Origin of the sequence: Hominimerdicola alba, from assembly GCF_900109655.1 — a bacterium.
Classification (GTDB): Bacteria; Bacillota; Clostridia; order Oscillospirales; family Ruminococcaceae; genus Hominimerdicola; species Hominimerdicola alba_B.
Map to the genome: position 1 here is coordinate 310590 of NZ_FOAT01000001.1, position 25827 is coordinate 336416.

Consider the following 25827-nt stretch of genomic DNA (forward strand, 5'->3'; position numbering starts at 1 on the left):
TCTAATGGCTAACAAGATGAAAAATAAGTACGGAAATCCGCAGAAGAACATTGACGCATTCAAGGCAGCAGAAGCTGCAAAACTCGCAAAAGAGGTTGACAAGCAGCTGGTGCATAACAATACAGTGCCCACCAGCAGAAAGCCTATGCTTATGAGAATACTCGTACTCGCAGTCGTTGCAGTTATGATTCTCGGCATTGTTATGGTAGCTGCTAAAGGCGGATCATTCTGATGGTAAATATCGGAAATAGCTGGGATGATATCCTGGCAGAGGAATTCAAAAGCGAATACTATCTGCGTCTGCGTGAATTTCTAAAAAGAGAGTACGCCCAGCAGACCATCTACCCAAATATGTACGATATCTTCAACGCCCTTAAATACACGGCTTACGAAGATGTAAAGGTGGTCATTATAGGACAGGATCCCTATCACGGAGAGGGACAGGCTCACGGGCTTTGCTTTTCAGTTAAAAGAGGCATAGCACCACCGCCGTCTCTTCTGAACATTTTCAAGGAACTGCAGAACGATGTGGGTTTTCGTATACCTAACAACGGAGAGCTTACCGACTGGACAAGTCAGGGTGTGCTGCTGCTGAACGCAGTCCTGACAGTTCGTGCAGGACAGGCAAATTCTCACCGCGGTATGGGCTGGGAACAGCTGACAGACGCGGTGATACGCAGGCTCAACGAACGTGAAAAACCTATAGTTTTCATGCTGTGGGGCAGAAATGCCAAGGAAAAGCAGAAGCTGATAACAAACAGCAGACATCTTGTGCTGACCGCAGCGCACCCATCTCCCCTTTCGGCATACAACGGATTTTTCGGTTGCAGACATTTTTCCATCGCAAACGAATTCCTTGTCCAGACAGGACAGCAGCCCATTGACTGGAGCATTTCAGACAAATAACACAAAACTCCCGAAGCACGAAGTTTCGGGAGTTTTTATTGTTATTATAAAGTCAACGCATACTCGGTAAGCATATCATGTATCGGCTAAAAGTCGATCTCGACCATGATAAGCCACCATAAACCTTTTACTTGTTCAGATACTTGTCAACTATGCCTGTATAATCAAATGTAGCAAAATAATCTGCAGGAGTCTCAGCACGTCTGATAAGCTGAACATCGCCATCTTCCTTCAGAAGTATCTCAGCAGAACGGAGTCTGCCGTTGTAGTTGTAACCCATGGAGAAACCGTGAGCGCCGGCATCGTGGATAACGAGGATATCACCTATCTCCAGCTCAGGCAGCATTCTGTCGATTGCAAACTTATCGTTGTTCTCGCAAAGGCTTCCTGTAACATCGTACTTGTGGTCGCAGGGCTTGTCTTCCTTGCCAAGTACAGTGATGTGGTGGTAAGCGCCGTACATAGCAGGACGCATCAGGTTGCAGGCACAAGCATCAACACCTGCGTATTCCTTGTAGGTATGCTTGAAGTGCTTAACAGTTGTAACCAGATGACCGTAGGGAGCCAGCATATATCTGCCCAGCTCGGTGAATATAGCAACATCGCCCAGACCGGCAGGAACAAGTATCTCATCGAATGCCTTGTGTACACCCTCGCCGATAGCAAAGATATCGTTCTGGGGCTTGTCGGGCTCATAAGCAATACCTACACCGCCTGACAGGTTGATGAACTTGAACTCAACGCCTGTCTTCTCCTTGATCTCAACAGCCAGCTCGAACAGTATACGAGCGAGCTTCGGATAGTACTCGTTTGTAACGGTATTGGAAGCCAAAAAAGCGTGAAGACCGAAGTACTTAGCGCCCTTTGCTTTCAGTATCTTGAAACCTTCGATTATCTGCTCATGGGTGAAGCCGTACTTTGCATCGCCGGGGTTGTCCATGATCTTTGTGGAAATGGAGAAAGTTCCGCCGGGATTGTAACGGCAGCAGATAGTCTCGGGGATACCGCAGAGCTTATCGAGAAACTCGATATGGGTAAAATCATCAAGATTGATGAAAGCTCCCATCTCACGTGCCTTAACATACTCCTCAGCAGGTGTAACGTTGGAAGAGAACATGATATCCTCACCCTTGAAGCCGCAGCAATCGCTGAGCATGAGCTCTGTCATTGAAGAACAGTCAACTCCGCAGCCCTCTTCCTGAAGTATTTTGAGGATATAAGGATTAGGAGTAGCCTTAACAGCAAAAAACTCCTTGTAGCCCTTGTTCCAGCTGAATGCCTTGTAGAGATTACGGGCATTCTCGCGGATACCCTTTTCGTCATAAATATGGAAAGGAGTAGGATAAGCCTTGATTATCTCCTCTGCCTTTTCTTTTGTAATAAATGGTTTCTTCATATATCATCGTCCTTTTCTGAAAAAATAAATGTACTTTTATATAATAACATTTTTTTCAGATCAAGTCAATAGAAAATAGATAATTTAATGAACCGTCTTGAAAAGATATCTGAAAATAAGGGTATAAACCCGTTTGCACGAAAGCATATAATGATCCGATTATTAGTGAAAGCCCGAATTTTCGGCAAATAACCGCTATTACAGAAATAAAAAAATCATTATTGACATTTAATGGATTTTATGATATAATCAATTCAATAAACTTATTTGGAGGTAAGAATATGTTTTGTCCAAATTGCGGTAATAATATCCCCGACGGATCGGTATTCTGTCCCGAGTGCGGTAAACCCACAAGTGCTCAGGCAGTGCAGCAGCCTATGTACGGACAGCCTGCAATTGCAGCACCTGTCTCGGGAGGAGTAGCTGCTGTCAATCAGACTGTCGTAAAAATCCCCACCAGACTGATAGCAAAGATCGCATTCCTTGCTGCTCTGGTATGTTTCCTGTTCCCGTTCATGTCAGTATCATGTGATGCATCTACTGCAGCAAGTCTCACGGGTCAGGATACAAGTGAAGATTATACCTTTGAGATCGTATACAAGGGTTATAATCTTATATTCCCATCTACCATAAGCGACAAGAACGTAAAGACCGGTTCGGGATTCGATCAGAGGGAAGAAAAAACAACTACAACCGATTCAGGCGAAAAATACGGTTCAAAAGAAGGAGCTAATCCTTGGCTGATAATAACTGCCATTTGTTGTATAGCTGGATGTGTGATCCTGTTCCTGAAAAGAAAGAAGCTGTTCACACTGATATCTGCAGGCTGTTCACTGGTAAGCATAATATGTCTTATCATATTCAAATCGGACTTTGCCAAGCGATATATCACCGACGGTAAAACCGACCTGGAAGGTCTGGGGAATTATCTGAAAGTAAACACCAAATTCGGATACGTCCTATGTATGCTGATGGTGATACTGGCATTGATCTCTTGTTTGATCAATTATATTTTTGATAAACCCAAAAGCCCACAAAACTTCTACTAAATGATAAAGACTGCTGCACACGCGGCAGTCTTTTTTTGTAATGAAAAACATCCCAGTCCAAAAGTTTTCTTAACAAAACAATATTTCTCATTATTTTAAAATTATCTTAATTTTGTTAAACAGTCTTGCAAATATACCTAAAGGATGATATAATAAAATAATGTAGACTTGCGCGGATGTTAGTAATGATCTTTTTTGCGCATTGAGTTGATGGATCTCTCTTACAAGACAAACGTTTTCAGAGCGAGGTGTGATATGGCTGAGGAATTGCTTCCGCGTCATCTGCGGGGACTTATTGCTGTTGATGACAGCAAATCTGACAGCGCTGGTATTACGGGGCAGGTAAGATGTTCCTGCGGCTGTGATAAGATGAAACTTCGCTGTTTTGGTCTTGATAATACCCGTGAAGATGACTGGAAATTCGGCATAAAGGTATCAGCAGAGTGTATCGGGTGCGGCAAAACTCACCTGCTGTTCGATCAGTCAGTACATGGGTATGACGGCTTTGCCTGCCATTCATACGAAACTGTCAATGATAAAAGAATGTCCCCTGTTATATGCCATGAATGCGGAGCGGAGGTATTCAAAACCGATATCGGCATAGAACTTGAAGACAAAGAACAGTTCATCGAAGAATGTGTAGAAGAATTTCCCGATGAATTCCGCGAGGAAGACTTCACAGAGGCATTCAACTGGCTGACAATGACGTTAAAATGCGAAAAATGCGGCTATGAAGAAGAGATCATAAATTTAGAATTATCTTGAAAAGGACGGTGAAGCGTGATGGATATCATCAAGGGCGACAGGCTTGTTATGAAGAAAAAACACCCCTGCGGCAGCAACGAGATGATGGTGCTGCGCTCGGGTATGGATTTCAAGCTTCGCTGTGTCGGCTGCGGACGGGAGTTCATGATACCACGCAGCAAGGCTGAAAAAAATGTAAGATCCGTAATACGCGAAGCGGAATCATAGCTATGCTTTTATATGATAAGCTGAACATTTTAAGTAAGTAAAAAGGAGCAATAGCTATGTTTGATAAATTAAGAGCACTTGAAGATAAATTCAATGAGATAAATGAAAAGCTCATGCAGCCCGAGGTAGTTAACGACTCCAAGCTGTACACCGAGCTTATGATAGAGTACAGAAATCTTGAACCTGTTGTTGAGGCACTGCGCGAGTACGACAAGGCTAAAGCAGAATTCGATGAAGCGGTGGAAATGTCCTCTGACAGCAGCCTTGATGCTGATATGAAAGAGATGGTACAGGAGCAGTATGCCGAATCCAAGGCGGCTATGGCGCGTCTTGAAGAAGAACTGAAAATACTTCTTCTGCCAAAAGACCCCAACGATGACAGAAACGTTATCATTGAGATAAGAGGCGGTGCAGGCGGCGAGGAAGCTGCGCTGTTCGCAAATTCGCTGTACCGTATGTACTCCATGTATGCGGCGCAGAAAGGCTGGCAGATAGAGGTAATGAGCGCAAATGAGACCGAGCTGGGCGGTTACAAGGAAATAACCTTTACAGTATCGGGGCAGGGTGCGTATTCAAGACTGAAATACGAAAGCGGCGTACATCGCGTACAGCGTGTGCCAGAGACCGAATCTCAGGGTCGAGTACACACATCTACCGTTACGGTGGCAGTTCTTCCCGAAGCTGAAGAAGTTGAACTGGAACTTAACGAGGAGAGAGACATCAAAATGGAAGTTTTCCGTTCCTCGGGTGCAGGCGGACAGCACATCAACAAGACTTCATCAGCTGTAAGACTTATACACATTCCCACAGGTACAGTTGTGGAATGCCAGAACGAAAGATCCCAGTTCCAGAACAGGGAAAAAGCGCTGAAAATGCTACGTTCAAAGCTGTATGACGAAAAGGTAAGAGCCCAGGAGGATGAGATAGCTTCCAACAGGCGTTCACAGGTGGGCACAGGCGACAGATCTGAGAAGATAAGAACTTACAATTACCCCGAAAGCCGTATTTCAGACCACCGCATAAAGCTGACACTCTACAAGCTAGAGCAGATACTCAACGGCAATCTGGATGAGGTCATCGATGCACTTGCAACTGCTGATCAGGCTGCAAAGCTTGCCGCTCAGGAGGAGCAGTGATGCATCTTGACGGCTTCGGGCTCTTAGTCAGCGATATGCCCGCGATGATAAGGTTTTACCGCGATGTTCTCGGATTTGAGATAAAGGAATCAGAGGACACGGAAAATGTATATCTTATCAAAGACGGCACACTATTCCTGCTTTATGGGCGAAGCGACTTTGAAAAGATGACGGATCACAGTTACGAATATATAAAGGGTCTGAACGGACATTCGGAGATAGCGCTGTATGTCGATACCTTTGACGAGGTCGACACAGAGTACTCCCGAATTACAGAAATGGGTGCAAAGTCAGTTATGCCCCCGAGGACTATGCCCTGGGGACAGCGCACCTGCTACGTAGCAGACCCTGAAGGAAATCTGATAGAGATAGGCTCATTCGGCAAACCCTTTGAGCGATGATATTTGATGGGAAAGAAGTTTTGAAATGTTTGAAACAAAACTGCTTGGCAGCGATGAAGCTTCGGTAAAAAAAGCAGCGGAGCTTATAAAAGCGGGCGAAGTCGTGGGAATACCCACAGAGACCGTCTACGGACTTGGCGCAAATGCCTTTGACGAAGATGCTGTAAGAAAGATCTTTGCAGCAAAGGGCAGACCAGCCGACAATCCCCTGATAGTGCACATAAGCACATTTGATGAGATTGAACCTCTTGTGACGGAGATACCCGCGCTTGCTGAAAAATGTGCGGAAAAATTCTGGGCAGGACCGCTGACAATGATAATGCCAAAATCGGATAAGATACCAATGGTCACCAGCGGCGGACTGGATACGGTGGGTATAAGAATGCCATCTAATGATACTGCGCGGGCTATAATCAAGGCGAGCGATTGTCCCATCGCTGCACCATCGGCAAATCTATCGGGCAGTCCCTCCCCTACTACGGCACAGCACGTTTTCAAAGATATGAACGGACGCATACCCGCCATTGTTGACGGCGGTGCCTGCGGAGTAGGTGTTGAAAGCACTGTAATAAGCTTTGAGGGCGATGCCATAAGGCTTCTGCGCCCGGGATTCATCTCGGTGGAAGACTTAAAAGAAGTTACAGATAATGTTCTTGTTGATAAGGGTGTGCTAGAAATGCTGGGCGAGGGCGCAAAAGTCAGGAGCCCCGGCATGAAATACAAGCACTACGCACCAAAAGCAGAGGTCACTATAATCGACGGCAGCAGCAAGGAATTCAATGAATTCTGCAAAGCCAATGCCGCAGAGGACGATGTGCTGATGGTATTCACCAAAGCTGATGCTGATGGACTCCCTAACAGAAAAACGATCCTTGGTGCAACGGACGAAGAACAGGCACAGCGGCTTTTTGATGCTCTGCGTGGATTTGACGATATGGGTGCTAAAAAAGTCTGGGCAAGGTGCCCGAGAAAGACAGGCGTTGGTCTTGCGGTTTACAACAGACTTCTGCGAGCGGCTGCATTCAGGGTGATACATCTATGAGCGTTGTGATAGGTCTGACAGGACAGAGCGGTGCAGGCAAAACACTGGTATCTCAAGTGTTTGAGGATAATGGTTTCGGTGTTATAAACTGCGATATGGCAGCAAGAGAAGTCACCGAAGCAGGCAGCGACTGCAATCTTGAACTTGCAAAGATATTCCCCGAATGTTTCGATGATGACCTCACGCTGGACAGACGTGCCCTTGGCAGTATAGTTTTCGCTGATAGAAAAAAACTTGATACCCTAAACTCGGTTATATTCAGGTACATCGACAAACTTCTGGATGAAAAAATAGCAAAGTACAGCATAGACTATGAATATGTACTTCTTGACGCACCAACTTTGTTTGAAGCAGGTGCTGACAAAAAATGCGATATCATCGTATCGGTAACGGCTGACGAAGATATAAGGCTACAGCGTATAACTGCCCGCGACGGTCTTGATGAGAAAAGCGTAAAAAACAGATTCGCTTCACAGCACGGTCAGGGATTTTTTGAAGAGAACAGCGATTTCGTGATAAGAAATAACGGTGAAAGCGAGGACGCTGTAAGACAGACAATTGAAATAATAGACAAAATAAAGGAAGATAAAATTGGCAACAAAAACAAATAGAAGAGCTTCGGCTCCAAAGAGAAAAAGAAAAAAGAAAAACTCCGCAGGTGACTGGATAGTAGTTATATTAGGCATAGTATTTGCTTTAGGAATAGTTCTGCTAACTGTATTTCTGCTTAAAAGAAGTATCAGCAAAGGACTTGAAGATGTCACTGAAAAAGCCAAAGATTATGTTCCCCACGGATTTACATATCCAACTGATTACGAAGAATATGTTCTGAAATACTGCAAAGAATATCAGGTAGACCCTGTGCTTGTCTTCTCGGTGATAAAGGTCGAGAGCAATTTTGATCACCAAGCGACTTCGGAAGTAGGCGCGAGAGGTCTTATGCAGCTAATGGAAGATGCCTACGACTGGGTGAAATTCAGGCTTGATGACGACAGCGAAAGCTATGACGATATGTATGACCCCGAGACAAACATCAAGTATGGCACATATTATCTCAGCTTTCTTATGGAAAGATATGACGATTCCATAGACCTTGCAGCAGCTGCATACCACTGCGGAATGGGACAGGTTGACAGCTGGCTGGAAGACGGTACATTAAAAGCCGAGAAATTCGATGTGAATGATATTCCCAAAGAAAATGACCAGACTTCACATTACGTGAACAAGATAAATGACGCTTACTCGGCTTACAAAAAGATACTTTCCGAACGCGGTATCGACAGTATCTTCGAGGACGAGTCAGCAGAAGAGCTTGAATCCGAAGTATCGGAGAGCTTTGACGAAACATATTAACTTTCAAGGAGGTTTTACTAATGGCAGAAAAGAAAAAATCAGCAGCTGAGGAGCTTGCAGAAAAGATACTCTCAAAGCCCAAAAACGGAGTTCTGAGAACCGAGAACAAAGAGATAGAAGCTATCGACAGCTACAACGAGGGCTACAAAAAGTTCCTCAACACCGCAAAAACCGAACGCGAAGCAACAGAGGAAATAGTTAAGCAGGCTGAAGCTGCAGGCTTCAAGGCTTATGTACGCGGCAAGAAGTACAAGTCGGGCGACAAGTTCTATTTTGTTAACAGAGCAAAGGCTGTTATACTCACCGTTATGGGCAAAAAGAATATATCAGAGGGCATAAGGCTTGCAGCTGCTCATATAGATTCCCCCAGACTTGACCTGAAGCAGAACCCCCTCTACGAGGACAAGGAGATAGCTTACTTCAAGACCCACTATTACGGCGGCATCAAGAAGTATCAGTGGCCTACCGTGCCCCTGTCACTCCACGGTGTTATAATCAAGGCTGACGGCACAACCGTAAAAGTACGCATAGGCGAGGACGAGGGCGACCCAGTATTCTGCATAAGCGATATACTCCCCCATCTGGCTGAATCGCAGTACAAGAGACCAGCACCAAAGCTCATAACAGGTGAGGAGCTGAATATCATCGTAGGTTCAAGACCCTTTAAGGACGATAAGATATCCAACAAGGTCAAGCTGAACATTATGGCTATACTGAACGAAAAATACGGCATAGTTGAGGCTGATTTCATTTCCGCTGAGCTTGAAGCTGTTCCCGCATTCAAGGCTGTTGACGTTGGTTTCGACAGAAGCCTTGTAGGTTCTTACGGACAGGATGACAGAGTTTGCGCTTATTCTTCCCTGCAGGCTATACTGGAGCTGAAAAAGCCCGAATACACCTGCATGACAGTCCTCACTGACAAGGAAGAAACAGGCAGCGACGGCAACACAGGTCTCAACAGCTCGTATCTTCCCTACTTTATCAGCGATCTTGCTGCGGTATACGGCGCAAACGGCAGAAATGTCATGAGCAAGTCCGAGTGCCTTTCCGCTGACGTTAATGCCGCTGTTGACCCCACATTCATCGAGCCCTTTGAGATACGCAACTGCTCACAGCTGAATTACGGCGTTGTTGCAACTAAATTCACAGGAGCAAGGGGCAAATCGGGCACATCCGATGCTTCTGCTGAATTTGTTGGCAGGATAAGAAGACTCTTCGATGCAAACGGAGTTATCTGGCAGACAGGCGAGCTTGGCAAAGTCGATGCAGGCGGCGGCGGAACTGTTGCCCAGTATATAGCAAATCTCGACCTTGATGTTATCGATGTTGGCGTACCCGTGCTTTCCATGCACGCCCCATTCGAGATAACCTCAAAGCTTGATAACTATATGGCTTACAAGGCTTTCAAGGTATTCTTTGAGGATAAATAAGCCATGCAGAACTACGGAACAAAATCAAAGGTCGGGGAAACAGAGATAAACGTTTATACCGAAGGCAGCGGCAGTATTACCCTGGTATTTATGGCGGGCTCGGGAGTTGGTTGTCCCGCCCTGGAGTATAAGCCATTATACCGCAGATTATCCGACCGATACAGGATAGCTGTGGTTGAAAAAGCAGGCTACGGACTAAGCGGAGAAGCCAAGACCGAAAGGACGGTCGAAAATCTTGCCGAAGAAAGCCGTGCCGCCCTTAAAGCGCTGGATATCCAGCTGCCTTATGTGCTGGTACCCCATTCTTATTCGGGTTTTGAAGCCATATGGTGGGCAAACACCTATCCCGATGAGGTCAAGGCTGTGTTTGGGCTGGATATGGGATTTCCCAACATGATGAAAGCGCAGGCAGCACAGATACCTCATGAGAAAAAGGTAGCTATGGTGAAAAAATCAGCTGCTCTCATGCAGAAGATAGCCAAGCGCGGTCTGTTAGACAAACTGCTCAGGAACAAGACGGTGAATGCGTCAGGTCTGCTGAGCGGCAACGAGCTTACCGATGAAGAAAAAAAGACCTACGAAGAGGTCTACTACAAGAACATCACTAGCCCTGCGGTTTCTGAAGAATCAATACTCGCGGAAGCAAATGCCGCAAAAGCCGACAGCACAGGCTATCTGAAATGCCCTGCCTGCTTCGCTGTCAGCAATATGAAATCCCCTGTTAAAGCCCTGACATGGCAGCAGGCGGCTAAAGATTACAGCGAAAAATGCAATTCCGAGGTGCATATTTTTGACGAAGGTCACATGATGTACGCTTTTATCCCCGATAAACTGGCTTCGCTGTTCTCGGATTTTCTTGAAAAGAACTCAATTGCATAAAAAATCTCTCCCTGCTTCGAGCACATCGCGGCAGGGAGATTTTTTGTACTTTTTCGACTTTTGACACCGATAATATCCGACAGTTTTCTTTCACCTCACGGAGTATGATATATACAGACAAGCAAAGGGCGGTGAAAAAATGAAGATATATGCCGATGTGCTCATAGTTACAAGCTGTCTGGTGGAGTATGTATATCTGCATACAACAGCGGCGCTGATGCACCGAAAACTGCATGGCAGCAGAGTGTTTGCAGCCTGTCTATTAGGAGGGCTCATGTCTCTGCTAATATGTGCCGACGGAGATACATTCGTTGGTGCGCTTCTTATAACCATCGCAAAAGCATTCGGCATCATGCTGACACTTATCATCGCAATGAAACTGCGTGGAGCAACAGACTTTGTGAGAAGTCTTGCTGTATTTATGGCTGTGCGCATGGTCTACACAGGGCTGATCATCATGTACTGGGAGATATCCGATACAAAGCGCATATACGTCCGAAACTTCACAGCATATTTTGACATATCTCTTCTGAAGCTTGCCGCCGCGCTGATCACAGCCTACGTCCTGCTGACCGTAGCCGAGACCGTAAAACGGAGAGTGTTTGCAAAAAACGTGCGCTATGAAGCCATTTTCAGATGCGGTGATTACGAAGTCACTCTGCCTGCGGTGGCTGACACTGGCAACAGGCTTTGCGACAGTTTCACAGGGCTACCCGTGGTGATATTTTGCTGTGATGATATGTACCGCCATTACGCTCTTGATGACCCAGCCAACGGTATGCGTGCAGGATTTCGCCTGACACCCTACTCCACCATAAACGGCGGCGGACTGCTTCACGTTACGTCAAAAGGCAATGTCACCATCACAGATGACAGCGGCGAAAGCTGCGATATAAGATGCTGTGTCGGTATAAAACCCGCTGACAATGACCACAGCCGCGCGATATTCGACCCCGCTTTGCTTGAATGAAAGGAGATAAGATGATGAACATTCTGAACAAACTTAACCGCTGGGTGATGGAACTTCTGGAAGATGCCCACAGCGTTGACTACATAAACGGAGCCGAGCAGCTCCCTCCCCCGCTTACAAAGGAAGAAGAAGCCCGCGCCTTTGAGCTTTTTGCCACCGATGAAAAGAAAGCCCGCGAACTGCTGATAGTTCACAATCTTCGGCTGGTGGTGTATATCTCAAAGAAATTTGAAGCCACTGGAGTAGGTCTTGAAGACCTTATATCCATAGGTTCTATCGGGCTGATAAAGGCGGTGAACACTTTTCGTCCCGATAAAAACATCAAGCTTGCCACCTATGCTTCAAGGTGTATCGAAAACGAGATACTAATGTTCCTGCGGAAAGCTTCACAGCGCAGGAGCGAGATATCAATCGACGAACCCCTCAACACTGACTGGGACGGCAACGAACTTCTGCTTTCGGATATCCTTGGAACTGACGAAGATACTGTCCACAAGGGTATCGAAAGCGAGGTCGAAAAGACACTTCTCCGCCGTGAGATAGGCAAGCTTGGCGAACGTGAAAAAATGATAATGGAAATGCGCTTCGGGCTCAACGGCAGAAAAGAGATGACCCAGAAAGAAGTCGCCCAGACCGTTGGGATATCCCAGTCCTACATATCAAGGCTGGAAAAGAAGACACTGAAAGCTATACGTGAGAATCTTGAAAAAATATGCTGAACCAATAAAAGTTCAGCATATCATAGATCCCGTAATTTTCTTAATCGGTTGTAATATGTGTTTGGCTTGATCCCGTTTTCTGCGCACCATTCCCTGATCGTCAGCCTGCTTGCCTACCGCGCTTCGATCTCTGATGACCATTCCTGAAGCTGCATTTCTTTTTTGACTGTTGTGATAGATGTTGTTTTGTCCATACCTGTTACCTCCGTGTCTAATATACTCCAATGAACTTCCATGGTGTTACTTGGAGTTTATTATACTTCATTAGACATTGAAGATGTAGGTGCGAGCAGTTATACAATTACAAAAGCCTGTCTAATATAATGAAAGCTCAGCTACAAAAAATCGCTGAACTTTCATTTGGTCAAGCTATTCGCGAAAAACTTGGCAAAAAGCTCTCCTCTTTGGCAGTTAACGCTCAAGTGTTTTTCGCTTACTTCTCCGCTGTCTCAAACTGGCTCTCGTGTCTTGTAAAGAAGTCCGTTCTCGGGGGCAGGAATTTCAGCTTATGACCCTCGCCAACAAAGAATGTCAGAGGCTCAAAGATGTTATCCCAGCTCCACAGCTCTTCGCCGACCTGCAGGTACTCTCGTACTTTTTCGGTACCAAAGGGTGCCATCGGATGCAACAGCACTGCGGCGATCTTTATCATGTAGAAAAGGTCTGCCAGCGCCTGCGAAAGCTCCTCAGCGGGAGTATCTTCCTTTATGGTCTTTGCCATGTACTTGCTGCCGTTTCTGATATAGCTATCCAGCACGTATGTGCACTGATGGAATGCGAACTTCGACATATGTCTCTCGTAATCCAGAACAGCCTTTTTGCCCTCGGCAAGTATCTGCTCGCTTGGGGTGTTTGAAGGCATAACGCCGTCGAAATGCTTCTGTGTGGTATAGAAAGCGGTACGCACCATTCTGTTGTATACGTTGGAAAGCAGCAAACCGTCCTTGACAACAGGATCAGCATCCTCCGGCTTTGCATCGGGATTGTATGGCTTTGGCATGAAGCTTACCGACCTCTGACCCAGTCCCAGACCCAACCAGTGCATACGAAGCTGTTCGGGGGTATAGAAATTCAGCAGGTCGTCAGCCATAGGGGGCTTAACAGCGCCTGAGCTTGAAGCTTTTTTATCGAGGAAAAGAATGTGATGGTTAGCGATAATTGTAGGCATCTGCATCTCGCCCTCAGAGGGGTCGGCAGTCTTCACATCGGATTCCTGCTGTGCCATCCACATTGCAGGCTCAGCGATACCGTAAAAATAGATATTGTCCTGTCCGATGAACTGGTAAACGCCACTTTCCTTGCTGCACCAGTAGTTCTTCCACTCATCTCTGCTTCTGCCCTGCTGTTCAAGGTAGGTCTGGGTGAATGAGATAGGTGCCCACAGGGATTCAGGCCATACCCAAACGGTCAAACCCTCAACATCGTCCATAACAGGCGCAGGAACGCCCCACTCGATGTTGCCTGTCAGTCTGAAAGGAACAAGAGTCTTGCCTGTACGGTAGCGTATGCCGTTGTTGACAAGGACTTTAACAGCCTCGTCGCAGTCGGAAAGTGTCTTGAACTGTACGGTGAAAGAGGGCTTTTTAGGCTCCTCGAAGTACTCGTGCTCGGGCATGGTATCTTTCAGCGAGAGGTACTTTTCCTCATATTCACGCTTGATGTAGATAACGGGAGGCTTCAGGAATTCCTCGATGGTCTTGCATACCACGGGACGAACGTCCTTGCGCTTTTTCAGCATCTCTATCCAGCTTTTCAGAAGTTCCTCGTAATCTCTCAGCTTGAAATACCAGTTTGTAACAGGGCGCATTGAAGGCTTTTCGCCTGTCAGTGTGCTGACAGGGTCGATGAGGTTCTCGGGCATATACTGATGACCGAGATCGCACTCGTCAGCGTAGCCCTTTTCAGAGGTACAACCCTCGATGGGGCACTTGCCGATGACCTGTCTGCCGTTGAGGAAACAGCCTGCTTTTTCATCATAGAACTGCATGGTGCTTATCTTGTTCAGCTGACCCTTTTTGTATAGGCTGCTGATGAACCAGTCAGTGACCTCCGCGTGTATCTCCTTGCTTCTTCCAAGACCCGAAGCCGCGAAGATATCGGGGCAGATGCCGTAGTCATCAAGGGTCTTCTGCTGTTTGTCATGATTTCTCTGAACGAAATCGGTGAGCGAACCCTCAAACTCGCCGTCAGCGACTTTCTTTCTCCAGCCCTCAGCGATAGGTGAGCCGTAGCAGTCAGTACCGCCCACGAAGAGAACATTCTCCTTGCCTATCCTGTCGCGGAGGAATCTTGCAAAAGTATCCGCGAAAACGAACATTCCGCCCACATGGCCGAAATGCAGTTCCTTGTTGCCGTAAGGCATACCGCCCGTAATTACAGCCCTCTTGGGGAATTCGGGACGAGGTATCTCGAAAGGCTTTCCGCCCTCTTTATTCTTTGCCATTTTCATTCATCTCTTTCATTTTAATTAAATTTGATATATATCGCTTATGCTGATGTCCTTTTATAATAAGAAATACTCCCACCGCAAACGTAACTGCCAGAAGTATATATGTCAGTATAGTCGTGTGGTGCAGATAATAAGTAAAAGGCTTTGCTATCTTGCGGTTAATGAATATCGACAGCGGGACACAAGTCACAACTCCGATGATACGCCATATTATCGCCTTGCGTGAAGCGCTGCCGCCCTCAGCTATCAGCTCTCTTATACAGGTGACGCTTAAATAGGTCGGCACTGATGCAAACATAAATATCAGCACTGCAAAAAGCCCACCGGCTTTTCCTACACCACGCATTGACGGTGTCCTTGAGGATGTTATCATCACTGTAGTGACTATCACGGGCAAAAATATGCATATACCGCAGGCAATAGCATCTTTGCTCACTTTTCTCAGCAATACCGCCGCAATAAGATACACTGCGGCTGAAACACCAATAAACGTCATATATTGTCTCTTCTTTCCTTGTCTCTGTATCTATCGGGGGAATATCTTTCTGCATTTATCTATCTCGGCGCAGTCCTCTTCCGATATAAGTATTTCTACTGTCTTTGAGAGGTCGTTGTCAACTATCCTCTCAGCTTTTATTAGTTCAATGACTTTCTCCGCGCCAACTTCGGCGTTCTCGGTCTCAAGCCACATCGCAATAACGTCGCCGTCAACGTAATCATAGCCGTTGTCATATACGATGTTGTCTGTATATTCTTCTATCCTCACGGGAAGTGCATAGGTGAGGTCAAGGTCGGGATTTTCCAGCTTTTCGGGGTCAAGCATGATTATTATGGTCTGCATGATACCCTCCTGTTATTCCCACTGAACACCGTCACGGGTGTATATCTCGCCCTCGTCCCCCTGGACTTTTGCGCCCAGAAGTTCTGCCAGCTTGATAAATGGTGTAGCATCTTCCTCGCTAAGCATCTTGAAATACGGCGCACCGTTTCCGAATATCAGAAAATTCTTCACTCCGTCCGGTCTTGTGTAGACTACGCATTTTCCCAGATTGATGCTCACAGCGCCGTCCGAGAAAGTGCCGTTTTCAACAGCTTCAAACCCATCGGGCAGGTCGAGAGCCACAACTTCTTCAAAAGTTATAGGTTCTTTATCATAGACCCACAGTTCAGCGCGGGTCAGATGTGCTTCGTATGCCATAGTCGTAACCTCAGATACAGCAGACAATAATGCCTGTCAATAATTATGAATTGTGAATTATGAATTATGAATTATGAATTCATTCAAGCCCATTTGGAGAGCCTTGCCCTTACGATATCCTCGCCAAGAACATGGCTGACCTCGTGTATATCCGGAGCATTTGCGCGTCCTGTCAGTGCGATACGCAGCATATTTGTGATATGCACTATGCTGCCCTTGAATTTCTCGGGCTCTTTCTTGTAATCCTTTGGCTTTACCGCAAAGCCCAGCTCCTCGGTGATAGCCTTGACTTTATCGAACCATGCGGAGCTGTCATCAGCGTGGTCATAGCTTGCAAGATACTTCGCAAAGAATGTCTTGCGGGATTCCTCGTCAGCCTGCTCAGCCATATCGTCCTCGTTCTTGAAAGTCTCGTCATAGTAGAAGCTCATGAAATCGCAAGCCTGTTTCCAGGTCTCGATATCCTTACGGGGCTTTTTGCCGTTCTTGCCGACGTTCAGCGCAGCGATAGTTCTGTCCTTATACTTTTTCAGAAGTCCTGCGAACTCGTCATTGTATTCCTCGCACCAAGCCAGCCAGTTATTGTAAACTGTCTCAGCGTCCATGCGTGAGATAGTCTCCTTAGCGATATCGCGGAGCTTGTCCATATCCACCAGAGCGCCTGAAATGGACATCTTCTTTATGCTGTAAGGAAATTCCATATAAGAAACATCGGGGTTAGCCGCACGCCATTCCTCGTAGTTTGAATTCAGCAGTGTCAGCAGGAACTCCCATACAACATCGTTGCTTATGCCCTCCTGCTGATAGTATGCAAGTGCCAGCTCAGGGTCTTTTCTCTTGGAGAGTTTTCTCTTTATCTGCTTCTCGGGGTCGTCCTCGGAAACGTCTATCTTCATCAGTGTAGCTGTGTGGCAGTAGATAGGCTGAGTCCAGCCCAGCTGACCGAACAGCTCAACGTGCATGGGCAGTGAGCTTATCCACTCCTCGCCGCGGATAACGTGGGTGGAGCGCATAAGGTGGTCGTCAACTACGTGTGCGAAGTGATAGGTGGGTATGCCGTCGCTCTTCAGCAGTACAAAGTCTGCGAAGTTGCGGGGCATCTCTATCTTGCCGCGGACAGCGTCCTCAACGACTATCCTTTCATCGTTCATCTCGCCCTTGTATCTCAGTACCCAGGGCTTGCCTGCATCGATATTTGCCTTGATATCTTCAAGAGAAAGGCTTCTGCTCTTCTCGGCGTACTTGCCGTAGATGCCGGGGTCTGCCTTGTTAGCCATCTGTTCATCGCGGATAGCCTGAATCTCTTCCTCGGTCAGGAAGCAGGGATAAGCCTTGCCCTGCTCAACAAGCTTCTTAGCAAAAACATGGTATATGCCCGCACGCTGACGCTGTCGGTAAGGACCGTAAGCGCCCTTGTCGCCCTCGGCAGTAGCGCCCTCGTCAAAGTGTACGCCGAAGTATTCCATAGCGTTGATAAGAGTTTCCACCGCGCCCTCGACCTCGCGCTTGTTGTCGGTATCTTCTATTCTGAGGTAGAAAACGCCGCCGGACTGATGAGCTATCCTCTCAGCGATTATAGCGTTATAGAGATTTCCGAGATGTACGAAACCTGTGGGTGATGGTCCTATTCTTGTAACGCAGGCACCCTCGGGCAGGTCTCTCTTTGGGAACTTAGCCTCCATATCCTCAGGGGTGGCAGTTACGTCGGGAAACAGCAGTTTAGCTAATGCGAAATTATCCATGTTATCAGATCCTTTTTATGAAATACCCGATATCCCGAAAGTGGGACAGTGCGGGAAAATATACTATAATATTATAGCACATTTTGTATATTGTGTCAACATCGGCGAAACACCTTATACCAGTGGTAATTTTGGTATATACTTGGTATATTTGGAAATGTGTCGTAAGTGTCTTTACAATTTCCAATCAATATGGTATAATAAAATTTAAGACATACATAGTCAGCCCAGTTTTTTCAACGGTCTGACTAACGTTCTAACATATCAAAAAAGGAAAGCTAAATATGAAAAAAATCGAGATCTTTACCGACGGTGCGTGCTCGGGCAACCCAGGCCCCGGGGGCTACGGCACGATACTCAGGTTCAATAATATAAGCAAAGAGCTTTACGGCGGAGACCCCAAGACCACCAACAACCGCATGGAGATGACCGCGGTGATAAAGGGTTTGCAGGCACTGAAAGAGCCCTGCGAGATCACGCTGTACAGCGATTCCCAGTACGTTATAAACGCCATAACAAAGGGCTGGGCAGAGGGCTGGAAAAAGCGCGGCTGGGTAAAAGCCGATAAAAAGCCCGCCCTCAACAGTGATCTCTGGGAGATAATTTTACAGCTCCTCGCTGTTCATAAGGTGGAGTTCGTATGGGTGAAAGGTCACGCAGGTCATACAGAAAACGAGCGCTGTGACGAGCTGGCGGTCAAGGGCTCGCAGGAAGCCAGATCACTGGGCAAGTCTTTTGACAAAGTAGTCGGCGAATGATCGCAGAAAGGTTATAAACTATGGAAAAACCCTTTGTTTACGCCGATAACGCGGCGACCACCAATGTTTCCGACAATGCCCTGAATGCCATGCTGCCATATCTCAAGGAGCAGTACGGCAATCCGTCAAGCATATATACCCTCGGCATGGATGCGGCAAAAGCCGTCCTCAATGCCCGCCGTCAGGTGGCGGAAGCCCTTGGTGCAGCCAGACCATCGGAGATCTTTTTCACTTCGGGCGGTTCTGAGGCTGATAATCTTGCTATAAAAAGTGCCGCTGAATTCGGTGCTAAAAACGGCAAGCGACATATCATAACCACAAACATCGAGCACCACGCAGTTCTTCACACCTGCGAACACCTTGAAAAACACGGCTTTGAGGTCACTTATCTCCCCGCCGATGAAGACGGTATTGTTTCAGCCCAACAGGTGGAAAACGCCATTCGCGAGGACACAGCAATAGTATCGGTAATGGCGATAAACAACGAGATTGGCAGTATCCTGCCCATTGAAGAGATAGGCGAAGTCTGCAAAAAGAAAGGCGTTCTTTTTCACACAGATGCGGTTCAGGCGATAGGTCAGCTGCATTTTGACTTGAAGAATATGAACATAGATATGCTCTCCATTTCGGGACATAAATTCCATTCACCAAAGGGCGTGGGTGCGCTTTATGTTCGTACAGGTACACCTCTGGAAAGCCTTATCCACGGCGGTGCGCAGGAGCGCGGCAAGCGTGCGGGCACGGAAAATGTCGCTGGCATAGTTGCCATGGGTGTCGCTATAACCGATGCGGTCAGTGGTATCGATGAACGCAATATTCGCCTTGCCAAGATGCGCAATAGGCTGATAGACAATATCCTCGCCGCGATACCTTATTCACGTCTCAACGGCGGAAGGGAGTGCAGAAGTTCGGGCAATGTGAATATCTCATTCCGCGGCATCGAGGGCGAGAGCCTTATCCTTGCTTTGGATATCCGCGGTATCGCGGCATCTTCGGGCTCTGCCTGCACCAGCGGTTCCATAGACCCCTCACACGTTCTGACGGCGATAGGTCTTAACGAGGAGCTTGCAAAGGGTTCACTCAGGCTGACTTTAGGCGATGGAAACACCGATGAGGATATCGACTACATCCTCGAAGTCCTCCCCGAGACGATAAAACGCCTGCGCAGTATGTCACCCATGTGGCAGCGCATCTGCCGCGAAGAGGGCATACCCGATTATACAGTACAATAAAAAGGATAGTTATTATGGCTAAAAAAAGAGTTCTCGCTGCCATGAGCGGCGGTGTTGACAGTTCTGCGGCAGTAAAGCTGCTGCTTGATGAGGGCTACGAAGTCGCTGGGGCGACCATGCACCTTTATAATAATGAGGATATCGGCATCCGCGAAAAAACCTGCTGTTCGCTGAACGATGTTGAGGATGCCCGCCTTGTGGCGCTGAAGCTGGGCATCGATTTCCATGTCTTCAATTTTTCCGACGAATTCAAAAGCTGCGTGATGGACAATTTTGTTGATACCTACCTTGCGGGCGGCACACCCAATCCCTGTATAGAATGTAACAAGCACCTGAAATTCGGAAGTTTTCTCGACAGGGCAAAGCTTCTGGGATTTGACTTCATCGCCACGGGGCACTACGTGACTTCTCATTTCGATGAAGCCAGCGGAAGATGGCTGCTGAAACGTTCAGCCGACAGGTCAAAAGACCAGAGCTATGTGCTTTACGGAATGACACAGGAACAGCTTGCCCACACCCTTTTCCCCGTGGGTGCAATGAACAAGCCCGAGATACGCGCCATCGCCGAAGAAAACGGTCTTATCAACGCCCACAAGCGCGATTCTCAGGATATCTGCTTTATCCCCGACGGCGACTATGCAAGCTTCATAACCGAGAGGGCAGGTGAACAGCCCGAGGGCGATATAGTGCTTTCCGACGACACTGTGCTTGGCAGACACAAGGGGCTTATACATTACACCATTGGTCAGCGCCGCGGTGTGGGAGTTTCTTACAGCGAACCCCTTTTCGTCACCGCCAAGGATATGGCTTCAAACCGCCTTATCATGGGCAATGCAGAACAGGTCTGCTCCAAAAGGCTCACCGCCGGTGATGTGAATTACATCACCATCGATAAGCTGACTTCGCCCCTGCGATGCACAGCCCAGACCCGTTATCACCAGAAAGATGTTCCATGCACCATCTACCCCACAGGTGAAAACACAGCCGAAGTCGAGTTTGATGTGCCACATAAGGCGGTTTCCAAGGGACAGTCGGTGGTGTTCTATGATGGGGAATATGTCATCGGCGGAGGAACGATAGAGGATTCCGCAAGATGAAATTTTTAGTCAAGGAAAACATTCCCGCCTGCGAGATAAAAAAGTATCTGCCGCCGCAGTTTGTTGGACTTTATGGCAGAATCTCGCACAGCACCTGTGAATCTGATAGTTTTTCAAACCGACCGCAAGTCTCTGGTCACCGGCAGATACGCTGAAAAAGCCTTTGCACGTATAAGTGACAAGACTCTGGTTACGCACTGTTTCGCCAGTGGTTTTTCTTCCGAAGCGCAGGATATTATCTGCGCCAACAATGGGAAGGTTTATTCGCTTTTCAGCAATGTTATTTGGGGCGAGGAGCAGTTATTCAGGTTTAAGAATGGTGAGTTTTAGCTGAGATCCTTCGCATTGTTATATCGAAAATTTAAGCCATAGTTTTTCTGATTTACGATCGGAAGAACTATGGCTTTATGTGTGGCTTGGTTTGTTGGGATTGTCGGTTATTAGCTGTGTACGTTAGTTTGCAAGTTGTCGCCACTCGTTCCTCGGGTCGAGCTGTCAAAGACGCTTCGCTGTTTGACAGCGGGCGCGGCAATATTTTTCCGCACATAGTTTGAGCGCATGCATTGGTTTTGCATACGCTCGGAATTTCGTTATTGCCACGCCTTATTTGGGCGTTAGTTTGTTGTGCTATTAATTGCTTTGTTACCGCGTCGCTTTTGTGCCTTGAACGAGAGGCTCTGCCTCTAACAGTCAGCTTTGCTGACTGTGGCTCCTCGCAAGCTTTTCGCGAAAAGCTTGAGCAAAAGCTCAGTTCGCGGCATAGTTTGTCTGGTGTGCAGATTTGTTGCCGCGAAATTGGCCAGTCCGGCCGAGGACCTTTTCGCGAAAAGCTTGACCAAAAGCTCTCTTCCTTGGCATTTTCCGCAAGATAGTTTTTTACTCCTGATTTCCTATCCCCGAATTATCCCCTTTAGCCTTTTCCTCATCATAAACACGCTTTGCATAAACCATCATCACAACGATCGCCACATTAAGATAAGCAACCATAAGCAGTAAATCTGCCAGACCGCTCACAAATGCAGTAGATATCATGGTGCAGATGCCCACCAGCATCAGACAAACTCCCCCAAAGAAGTTGGACTTCTGCCAGGTGACATCGTTATAAAGCGTCCATTTCAGGCGGAAACCGATCAGACCGTTTCGGCGGGTCTTTGAAACACTGTTACCAATGGGTATGAAGATAAGCCCGAAGATAAATGCATAGATCCTCATACCGTCGATTGGCATATTTGAAATATCAGCATGGCTGTCGGCGCACATTTTTACGAGCATCACAAACTGAAACGCAGCCATCGCGCCAATCACCCAGGGAATGATCTTTTGAAGTACCTTGATGTTCTGCTTTGCTCTATCGGCTGAATTTTCACAGTCCACCGCCCGACTTTGCATCGCTCTGGCTATCACTTCAAAGATCGCCTTGAAAATGATTATAATAATCGGCAGTATAAAGGCGGAATTTCGGCTGCCCCAGTTGTCTATCTCTCCTGCGGCGTTGTAGTGTGTCGGCACTTTTTCGGGAAGAAAATTAACCGCCGCTGCCGTCGCTATCAGCGGTAACAGGGCTATGCCCCATGTCAGTTTTTTCATTTTTTTTACCTTTCATCATCTCAAACCACATTACAAGCTCATCAAAAACCGAGGTGTTGAGCTCGTAATAAACGAAGTTCTTTTCTTTTGTTTCTGTAATAAGGTCGGCATTTTTCAGCTGTTTGAAGTGGTAGGACATGGTCGCTCCTGTCATATCGAAATGAGAACCGATATCCCCCGCCGACATTCTTCCGTCCCTGAGCAGTACGAGAATATCCCGCCGCACAGGGTCGGACAGTGCTTTGAATGTTTCCTGAAATCCCATCGGGCATCTCCTTTCAGCATAAATGGTTGATCGTAAATTTGAAGAATATCTAATTAGAATGTTTTCTAAATACAATATATCACACTTATGATAGTTTGTCAAGGGGTATTTAGAAGTTTTTCTAAATTAGAAAAAGAAAAGTCTGCCAACGCTGAAACAAAGCAATATATAGGTATTTCAAGAGTGTCAGCCCGCACGATATCAGCATAGTATAGCATAACACCAAAAGAAAGGAAGCATACTATGACGGGTTTGATTTCGGCTGCCTGCGCGACAGGCTTTACATTTTTGATGACGGCGCTGGGGGCGGCGATGGTGCTTTTCATGTACAGCGACGACTTTTCAGACAAAGTCAGGAGGGCTTTTCTGGGCTTCGCGGCGGGAGTTATGATAGCGGCTTCGGTGTGGAGCTTGCTGATCCCTGCAATAGAAGAATCAGAAAAACTTGGCAAACGTGGGTGGATACCTGCGGCTGGCGGGTTCGCCTGCGGGGTGGTTTTTCTAATGCTACTTGATAAGCTGCTGCCATGTTTTGCTAAAGATACAGAGCGGCGAAGAGGTCGAACGGCGATGCTTGTTTTCGCCATAACTCTCCACAATATCCCCGAGGGCATGGCAGTGGGGCTTGCTTTTGCGGTAGCGGCAAGGAGCGCTGACCCTGCGCTTTTCGGGGCGGCAGTCGCTCTGGCGGTGGGTATGGGAATACAGAATTTTCCCGAGGGAGCGGCTATCGCCATACCCCTTCGTCAGCACGGCATGGGAAGACTGAAAGCATTTCTCTGCGGGGCGGCTTCAGGCATTGTGGAGCCTGTTTTCGGCGTTTTAACTGTACTGGTGGCTGGTGCGGCGCAGACTGTTCTGCCTTGGTTTTTGTCATTTGCGGCGGGCGCGATGCTCTATGTTGTGGCAGATGAACTCATCCCCGAGGCTCACCTTGAAGGCTCCCGCGCGGGAACTATCTGCGTGATGATAGGGTTTATTCTGATGATGACACTTGATGTGGCGTTATAAAAGGCGAAAGATTTGAATAGATGAATTTTGAACGATTACAAACGAACAAAATCAGCCACGAAAAAAAGCGGGGAGAAAATTCCCCGCTTAAATCATTTGCGAAATCGTTTTATTTGAGTATGCCCCTGTCCTTTTTAAGACGAAGCACACGTTCAAGGCTCTCGTCGATTCTCTTCTCGGTCAGATCGCCTTTCTTTACGGCTTTTTCAACACCTGCAACGGCAGATTCCAGATTTTCGGGCATAAGCAGTAGGTCGCCACCCGCTTTCAGTACAGCCACAGAGATCTCATCGGAGCTGTAATAATTTGCCAGAGCACCCATGGCAAGGGCATCGGTGACGATCACGCCGTCAAAACCAAGCTTTCCGCGAAGCTCGTCGGTAATGATAGTTTTCGAGAGGGACGCAGGCTGGTTATCAACATTCACCATGGTGATGTGACCCACCATGACCATGTCAGCGCCAGCCTCGATACCGCTCTCAAACGCCAGATATTCGGCATTTTCCAACTCATCGAGGGTCTTGTAGCTGCAAGCCATTCCGTCGTGCGAGTCCTCAGCGGTGTCGCCGTGACCCGGGAAATGCTTCACCGAGCAGATGACTCCGCCGTCCTTGAAGCCCTTGACCGCGCTTGCCACCAGCTCGGCAGTCTCTTCAAAATCGTCACTGTAGGCACGGGTGCCGATGACGGTATTATCGGGGTTCGACCAGGTGTCCGCCACGGGTGCGAAATCGACGTTAAAGCCAAGTTCGGCGATATCCGAAGCGATAGTGAAAGCGTTCTTATAAGCCGTATCTGCGCCCTTTTTGCGGTATTTATACATAGGCTGGAACTCCGTGGTGCCCAGCTTTTCAGCACATCTCGCGACTATTCCGCCCTCTTCGTCCACCGCGAAAAACAGCGGGATATCGGAGACAGTACTGTTGCTATCGGCGGTGGCAGACAACATGGTTTTCGTCTGGTCAACGTCCTCCAGATTCTGAGCAAAGTAGATCAGACCGCCCACAGGGTAATCTTTCAGCGCATCAAGGGTCGCCGCGCCTGATTCCGTCACCAGATCATAGCCTGTAAGGCTTTCGGGAGTGACCACAAAAAGCTGACAGATCTTCTCGTGCAGGCTCATTTCAGCCATCATCTTGGTTATCTCATCGCTCTCGATATCGTTTTCGACTGGCTTATCTGTCTTTTCATCTGTTTTAGCTGAGGGTTTTGTCTCGTCGGACCGCTGTTCAATTTCGGTATAGGGTTCTTCCTCATCTGTGAGGTTATCGTCCGCTTTATCGGACTGTTCAGCTTTCTTGCCGCGCTTTGCAGCGTTCTCGGACATTTTGCTGTCAACAAGTTCAACAGGACGATTCTTGAAATAACCATGCACCACATAGGCACTCAGTGCGCCTGTTATCACCAGAAGAATCAGCAAAGTGCGTATACTCTTGGCTTTGACACTCGCCTTTTTCTTCGATTTCGACATATTATCACTCCTAAAAACGATTTCGTAAAATCAAATATCAAAATACAGTATACCACTATTTTCGCGGATTGTCAACATTTGAATCAGAAATTTGCTACACTTTGGAAAAAGCGATTCATAGAAAAAGTCCCGCGCTAAATAACGCAGGACTATATTACCGCAAACGATTAAGCTATTTAAATACGCACTCTCTTTTTAACCGCAGTTGAAAGCACAATAGCCAGAGCCAGCTTCAACATATCCCAGAGGATAAAAGGCAAAACGCAGAATTTAAGGGCATTTGCGAGGGTCATGTCACCCTTTGTATCGGTGTAGACCTTAATGAACCACGCAGTTCCGAAAGCGTAGCAAAGGGTAAGACCAACTATCATCGACAAGATCTCGACGATAAGCTTCTTGCCGAAGAGCTTTTCTGTCAGCAGGCAGAGGGCAGGAATTACAAGAAATCCGATAATGTATCCGCCTGTTGCACCGAGCAGTACTCCCAGACCGCCTTTAAATCCCGAAAATACGGGGATACCGACTGCACCCAGGAGTATGTATACCAGCACTGCGAAGAACCCTCTTTTGCCGCCCAGCATTGATACTGCGCAAAAAACAGCAAATGTCTGCATGGTAAAAGGCACCGCTGTCGGTATAGATATCCATGAACATACGGCTATCAAAACCGCAAACATCGCGGTCAGGGCCATGTCCTTAACGGTGAGAAGCTGTTTGCTTTCGTGGGTTGTGGGTGTTGCTGTTTGTGTGATCATATTTGTATA

Annotated in this window: 29 protein-coding genes; 19 read left to right on the forward strand and 10 right to left on the reverse strand. The window is 47.3% G+C overall.

Annotated features, from left to right (window positions below; genetic code table 11):
• The first annotated feature begins 4 nt into the window (after nt 1-4).
• Both BMY75_RS01495 and BMY75_RS01500 read left to right on the forward strand, forming a co-directional pair.
• Nucleotides 5-232: a hypothetical protein gene (locus BMY75_RS01495; RefSeq protein ID WP_074828661.1), complete on the forward strand. Its 228-nt coding sequence runs from the start codon at nt 5-7 to the stop codon at nt 230-232.
• Entirely contained in the window at nt 232-906 is a 675-nt protein-coding gene (locus tag BMY75_RS01500; RefSeq protein ID WP_074828664.1) for a uracil-DNA glycosylase, read from the forward strand. The genes BMY75_RS01495 and BMY75_RS01500 overlap by 1 nt, the downstream gene beginning before the upstream one ends.
• A gap of 127 nt (nt 907-1033) precedes the next feature.
• Here the strand turns inward: BMY75_RS01500 and BMY75_RS01505 are convergent, their stop codons facing one another.
• Nucleotides 1034-2302, reverse strand: coding sequence for a diaminopimelate decarboxylase (locus BMY75_RS01505; RefSeq protein WP_074828667.1), 1269 nt, complete (start codon nt 2300-2302; stop codon nt 1034-1036).
• A 281-nt stretch (nt 2303-2583) separates the two neighbouring features.
• Here BMY75_RS01505 and BMY75_RS01510 point away from each other — a divergent pair, with 281 nt between their 5' ends.
• From BMY75_RS01510 to sigE, 12 genes are all read left to right on the forward strand, one after another.
• Complete coding sequence (locus BMY75_RS01510) at nt 2584-3351, forward strand: zinc-ribbon domain-containing protein (protein ID WP_074828670.1); 768 nt, start codon at nt 2584-2586, stop codon at nt 3349-3351.
• Nucleotides 3352-3606: 255 nt separating this feature from the next.
• The gene (locus BMY75_RS01515) at nt 3607-4116 is read left to right on the forward strand and encodes a hypothetical protein (protein ID WP_139199662.1); all 510 of its coding nucleotides are present in this window, start codon (nt 3607-3609) and stop codon (nt 4114-4116) included.
• An 18-nt stretch (nt 4117-4134) separates the two neighbouring features.
• Nucleotides 4135-4323 (forward strand): DUF951 domain-containing protein, encoded by a 189-nt coding sequence (locus BMY75_RS01520; protein ID WP_074828675.1) that lies wholly within the window; start codon nt 4135-4137, stop codon nt 4321-4323.
• Between the two features lie 56 nt (nt 4324-4379).
• Nucleotides 4380-5459 carry a peptide chain release factor 1 gene (prfA, locus tag BMY75_RS01525; protein ID WP_074828677.1) on the forward strand — a complete coding sequence of 360 codons (1080 nt, stop codon included), beginning with the start codon at nt 4380-4382 and terminating at the stop codon, nt 5457-5459.
• Nucleotides 5459-5860, forward strand: coding sequence for a VOC family protein (locus BMY75_RS01530; RefSeq protein WP_074828679.1), 402 nt, complete (start codon nt 5459-5461; stop codon nt 5858-5860). The genes prfA and BMY75_RS01530 overlap by 1 nt, the downstream gene beginning before the upstream one ends.
• A gap of 25 nt (nt 5861-5885) precedes the next feature.
• Entirely contained in the window at nt 5886-6902 is a 1017-nt protein-coding gene (locus BMY75_RS01535) for an L-threonylcarbamoyladenylate synthase (RefSeq protein ID WP_074828682.1), read from the forward strand.
• Nucleotides 6899-7513, forward strand: a complete 615-nt coding sequence (gene coaE / locus BMY75_RS01540) for a dephospho-CoA kinase (RefSeq protein WP_074828684.1) — start codon at nt 6899-6901, stop codon at nt 7511-7513. The genes BMY75_RS01535 and coaE overlap by 4 nt, the downstream gene beginning before the upstream one ends.
• Entirely contained in the window at nt 7494-8255 is a 762-nt protein-coding gene (locus BMY75_RS01545; RefSeq protein ID WP_074828687.1) for a lytic transglycosylase domain-containing protein, read from the forward strand. The genes coaE and BMY75_RS01545 overlap by 20 nt, the downstream gene beginning before the upstream one ends.
• Before the next feature lie 20 nt (nt 8256-8275).
• On the forward strand, nt 8276-9685 hold the full coding sequence (locus BMY75_RS01550) for an aminopeptidase (RefSeq protein WP_074828691.1): 1410 nt from the start codon (nt 8276-8278) through the stop codon (nt 9683-9685).
• 3 nt (nt 9686-9688) lie between these two features.
• Nucleotides 9689-10564, forward strand: a complete 876-nt coding sequence (locus BMY75_RS01555; RefSeq protein WP_074828694.1) for an alpha/beta hydrolase — start codon at nt 9689-9691, stop codon at nt 10562-10564.
• 139 nt (nt 10565-10703) lie between these two features.
• A complete protein-coding gene (locus BMY75_RS01560; protein WP_074828697.1) occupies nt 10704-11534 on the forward strand; it encodes a sigma-E processing peptidase SpoIIGA in 831 nt (276 codons plus the stop codon).
• Between the two features lie 14 nt (nt 11535-11548).
• Nucleotides 11549-12253 carry an RNA polymerase sporulation sigma factor SigE gene (gene sigE / locus BMY75_RS01565; protein ID WP_081350418.1) on the forward strand — a complete coding sequence of 235 codons (705 nt, stop codon included), beginning with the start codon at nt 11549-11551 and terminating at the stop codon, nt 12251-12253.
• A 433-nt stretch (nt 12254-12686) separates the two neighbouring features.
• Here the strand turns inward: sigE and BMY75_RS01570 are convergent, their stop codons facing one another.
• The 5 genes from BMY75_RS01570 to BMY75_RS01590 all read right to left on the reverse strand — a co-directional run bounded on the left by BMY75_RS01570 (nt 12687) and on the right by BMY75_RS01590 (nt 17642).
• Nucleotides 12687-14696 (reverse strand): class I tRNA ligase family protein, encoded by a 2010-nt coding sequence (locus tag BMY75_RS01570; protein ID WP_074828702.1) that lies wholly within the window; start codon nt 14694-14696, stop codon nt 12687-12689.
• Complete coding sequence (locus BMY75_RS01575; RefSeq protein WP_074828705.1) at nt 14683-15198, reverse strand: hypothetical protein; 516 nt, start codon at nt 15196-15198, stop codon at nt 14683-14685. Before BMY75_RS01575 ends, BMY75_RS01570 begins: the two co-directional genes overlap by 14 nt.
• 30 nt (nt 15199-15228) lie before the next feature.
• A complete protein-coding gene (locus BMY75_RS01580) occupies nt 15229-15543 on the reverse strand; it encodes a hypothetical protein (RefSeq protein WP_074828708.1) in 315 nt (104 codons plus the stop codon).
• A gap of 12 nt (nt 15544-15555) precedes the next feature.
• A complete protein-coding gene (locus BMY75_RS01585) occupies nt 15556-15900 on the reverse strand; it encodes a hypothetical protein (protein WP_074828709.1) in 345 nt (114 codons plus the stop codon).
• 83 nt (nt 15901-15983) lie between these two features.
• Nucleotides 15984-17642 (reverse strand): glutamate--tRNA ligase, encoded by a 1659-nt coding sequence (locus BMY75_RS01590; protein ID WP_074828712.1) that lies wholly within the window; start codon nt 17640-17642, stop codon nt 15984-15986.
• A 284-nt stretch (nt 17643-17926) separates the two neighbouring features.
• Here BMY75_RS01590 and rnhA point away from each other — a divergent pair, with 284 nt between their 5' ends.
• The 4 genes from rnhA to BMY75_RS01610 all read left to right on the forward strand — a co-directional run bounded on the left by rnhA (nt 17927) and on the right by BMY75_RS01610 (nt 21059).
• Nucleotides 17927-18400, forward strand: coding sequence for a ribonuclease HI (rnhA, locus tag BMY75_RS01595; protein ID WP_074828716.1), 474 nt, complete (start codon nt 17927-17929; stop codon nt 18398-18400).
• A 20-nt stretch (nt 18401-18420) separates the two neighbouring features.
• The gene (gene nifS, locus BMY75_RS01600) at nt 18421-19632 is read left to right on the forward strand and encodes a cysteine desulfurase NifS (protein WP_074828719.1); all 1212 of its coding nucleotides are present in this window, start codon (nt 18421-18423) and stop codon (nt 19630-19632) included.
• A 14-nt stretch (nt 19633-19646) separates the two neighbouring features.
• On the forward strand, nt 19647-20729 hold the full coding sequence (gene mnmA / locus BMY75_RS01605) for a tRNA 2-thiouridine(34) synthase MnmA (protein ID WP_074828721.1): 1083 nt from the start codon (nt 19647-19649) through the stop codon (nt 20727-20729).
• A gap of 72 nt (nt 20730-20801) precedes the next feature.
• Nucleotides 20802-21059, forward strand: coding sequence for a hypothetical protein (locus BMY75_RS01610; RefSeq protein ID WP_074828724.1), 258 nt, complete (start codon nt 20802-20804; stop codon nt 21057-21059).
• Between the two features lie 546 nt (nt 21060-21605).
• Here BMY75_RS01610 and BMY75_RS01615 read toward each other — a convergent pair.
• Together BMY75_RS01615 and BMY75_RS01620 are read right to left on the reverse strand one after the other, a co-directional pair.
• Nucleotides 21606-22316 carry an SdpI family protein gene (locus BMY75_RS01615; protein ID WP_074828726.1) on the reverse strand — a complete coding sequence of 237 codons (711 nt, stop codon included), beginning with the start codon at nt 22314-22316 and terminating at the stop codon, nt 21606-21608.
• Nucleotides 22255-22581, reverse strand: coding sequence for an autorepressor SdpR family transcription factor (locus BMY75_RS01620; protein WP_074828729.1), 327 nt, complete (start codon nt 22579-22581; stop codon nt 22255-22257). Before BMY75_RS01620 ends, BMY75_RS01615 begins: the two co-directional genes overlap by 62 nt.
• A gap of 243 nt (nt 22582-22824) precedes the next feature.
• Here BMY75_RS01620 and BMY75_RS01625 point away from each other — a divergent pair, with 243 nt between their 5' ends.
• A complete protein-coding gene (locus BMY75_RS01625) occupies nt 22825-23592 on the forward strand; it encodes a ZIP family metal transporter (RefSeq protein WP_074828731.1) in 768 nt (255 codons plus the stop codon).
• 109 nt (nt 23593-23701) lie between these two features.
• Here BMY75_RS01625 and BMY75_RS01630 read toward each other — a convergent pair whose 3' ends face one another.
• Together BMY75_RS01630 and BMY75_RS01635 are read right to left on the reverse strand one after the other, a co-directional pair.
• Entirely contained in the window at nt 23702-25063 is a 1362-nt protein-coding gene (locus tag BMY75_RS01630) for a glycoside hydrolase family 3 protein (RefSeq protein WP_074828733.1), read from the reverse strand.
• Nucleotides 25064-25239: 176 nt separating this feature from the next.
• A complete protein-coding gene (locus BMY75_RS01635) occupies nt 25240-25818 on the reverse strand; it encodes a biotin transporter BioY (RefSeq protein ID WP_074828736.1) in 579 nt (192 codons plus the stop codon).
• Between the last annotated feature and the right edge of the window lie 9 nt (nt 25819-25827).

Excerpts from the sequence above, each read along its gene's own strand:
- BMY75_RS01635 (WP_074828736.1), bottom strand. The coding sequence starts at position 25,818 with ATGATCACACAAACAGCAACACCCACAACCCACGAAAGCAAACAGCTT.
- BMY75_RS01495 (WP_074828661.1), top strand. The coding sequence starts at position 5 with ATGGCTAACAAGATGAAAAATAAGTACGGAAATCCGCAGAAGAACATT.
- BMY75_RS01535 (WP_074828682.1), top strand. The coding sequence starts at position 5,886 with ATGTTTGAAACAAAACTGCTTGGCAGCGATGAAGCTTCGGTAAAAAAA.
- BMY75_RS01580 (WP_074828708.1), bottom strand. The coding sequence starts at position 15,543 with ATGCAGACCATAATAATCATGCTTGACCCCGAAAAGCTGGAAAATCCC.
- BMY75_RS01515 (WP_139199662.1), top strand. The coding sequence starts at position 3,607 with ATGGCTGAGGAATTGCTTCCGCGTCATCTGCGGGGACTTATTGCTGTT.
- BMY75_RS01625 (WP_074828731.1), top strand. The coding sequence starts at position 22,825 with ATGACGGGTTTGATTTCGGCTGCCTGCGCGACAGGCTTTACATTTTTG.
- BMY75_RS01530 (WP_074828679.1), top strand. The coding sequence starts at position 5,459 with ATGCATCTTGACGGCTTCGGGCTCTTAGTCAGCGATATGCCCGCGATG.
- BMY75_RS01610 (WP_074828724.1), top strand. The coding sequence starts at position 20,802 with ATGGCAGAATCTCGCACAGCACCTGTGAATCTGATAGTTTTTCAAACC.
- BMY75_RS01575 (WP_074828705.1), bottom strand. The coding sequence starts at position 15,198 with ATGACGTTTATTGGTGTTTCAGCCGCAGTGTATCTTATTGCGGCGGTA.
- BMY75_RS01555 (WP_074828694.1), top strand. The coding sequence starts at position 9,689 with ATGCAGAACTACGGAACAAAATCAAAGGTCGGGGAAACAGAGATAAAC.
- BMY75_RS01520 (WP_074828675.1), top strand. The coding sequence starts at position 4,135 with ATGGATATCATCAAGGGCGACAGGCTTGTTATGAAGAAAAAACACCCC.
- BMY75_RS01570 (WP_074828702.1), bottom strand. The coding sequence starts at position 14,696 with ATGGCAAAGAATAAAGAGGGCGGAAAGCCTTTCGAGATACCTCGTCCC.
- prfA (WP_074828677.1), top strand. The coding sequence starts at position 4,380 with ATGTTTGATAAATTAAGAGCACTTGAAGATAAATTCAATGAGATAAAT.
- BMY75_RS01615 (WP_074828726.1), bottom strand. The coding sequence starts at position 22,316 with ATGAAAAAACTGACATGGGGCATAGCCCTGTTACCGCTGATAGCGACG.
- BMY75_RS01500 (WP_074828664.1), top strand. The coding sequence starts at position 232 with ATGGTAAATATCGGAAATAGCTGGGATGATATCCTGGCAGAGGAATTC.
- BMY75_RS01585 (WP_074828709.1), bottom strand. The coding sequence starts at position 15,900 with ATGGCATACGAAGCACATCTGACCCGCGCTGAACTGTGGGTCTATGAT.
- BMY75_RS01550 (WP_074828691.1), top strand. The coding sequence starts at position 8,276 with ATGGCAGAAAAGAAAAAATCAGCAGCTGAGGAGCTTGCAGAAAAGATA.
- sigE (WP_081350418.1), top strand. The coding sequence starts at position 11,549 with ATGAACATTCTGAACAAACTTAACCGCTGGGTGATGGAACTTCTGGAA.
- coaE (WP_074828684.1), top strand. The coding sequence starts at position 6,899 with ATGAGCGTTGTGATAGGTCTGACAGGACAGAGCGGTGCAGGCAAAACA.
- nifS (WP_074828719.1), top strand. The coding sequence starts at position 18,421 with ATGGAAAAACCCTTTGTTTACGCCGATAACGCGGCGACCACCAATGTT.
- mnmA (WP_074828721.1), top strand. The coding sequence starts at position 19,647 with ATGGCTAAAAAAAGAGTTCTCGCTGCCATGAGCGGCGGTGTTGACAGT.
- BMY75_RS01630 (WP_074828733.1), bottom strand. The coding sequence starts at position 25,063 with ATGTCGAAATCGAAGAAAAAGGCGAGTGTCAAAGCCAAGAGTATACGC.
- BMY75_RS01560 (WP_074828697.1), top strand. The coding sequence starts at position 10,704 with ATGAAGATATATGCCGATGTGCTCATAGTTACAAGCTGTCTGGTGGAG.
- BMY75_RS01510 (WP_074828670.1), top strand. The coding sequence starts at position 2,584 with ATGTTTTGTCCAAATTGCGGTAATAATATCCCCGACGGATCGGTATTC.
- rnhA (WP_074828716.1), top strand. The coding sequence starts at position 17,927 with ATGAAAAAAATCGAGATCTTTACCGACGGTGCGTGCTCGGGCAACCCA.
- BMY75_RS01590 (WP_074828712.1), bottom strand. The coding sequence starts at position 17,642 with ATGGATAATTTCGCATTAGCTAAACTGCTGTTTCCCGACGTAACTGCC.
- BMY75_RS01620 (WP_074828729.1), bottom strand. The coding sequence starts at position 22,581 with ATGGGATTTCAGGAAACATTCAAAGCACTGTCCGACCCTGTGCGGCGG.
- BMY75_RS01505 (WP_074828667.1), bottom strand. The coding sequence starts at position 2,302 with ATGAAGAAACCATTTATTACAAAAGAAAAGGCAGAGGAGATAATCAAG.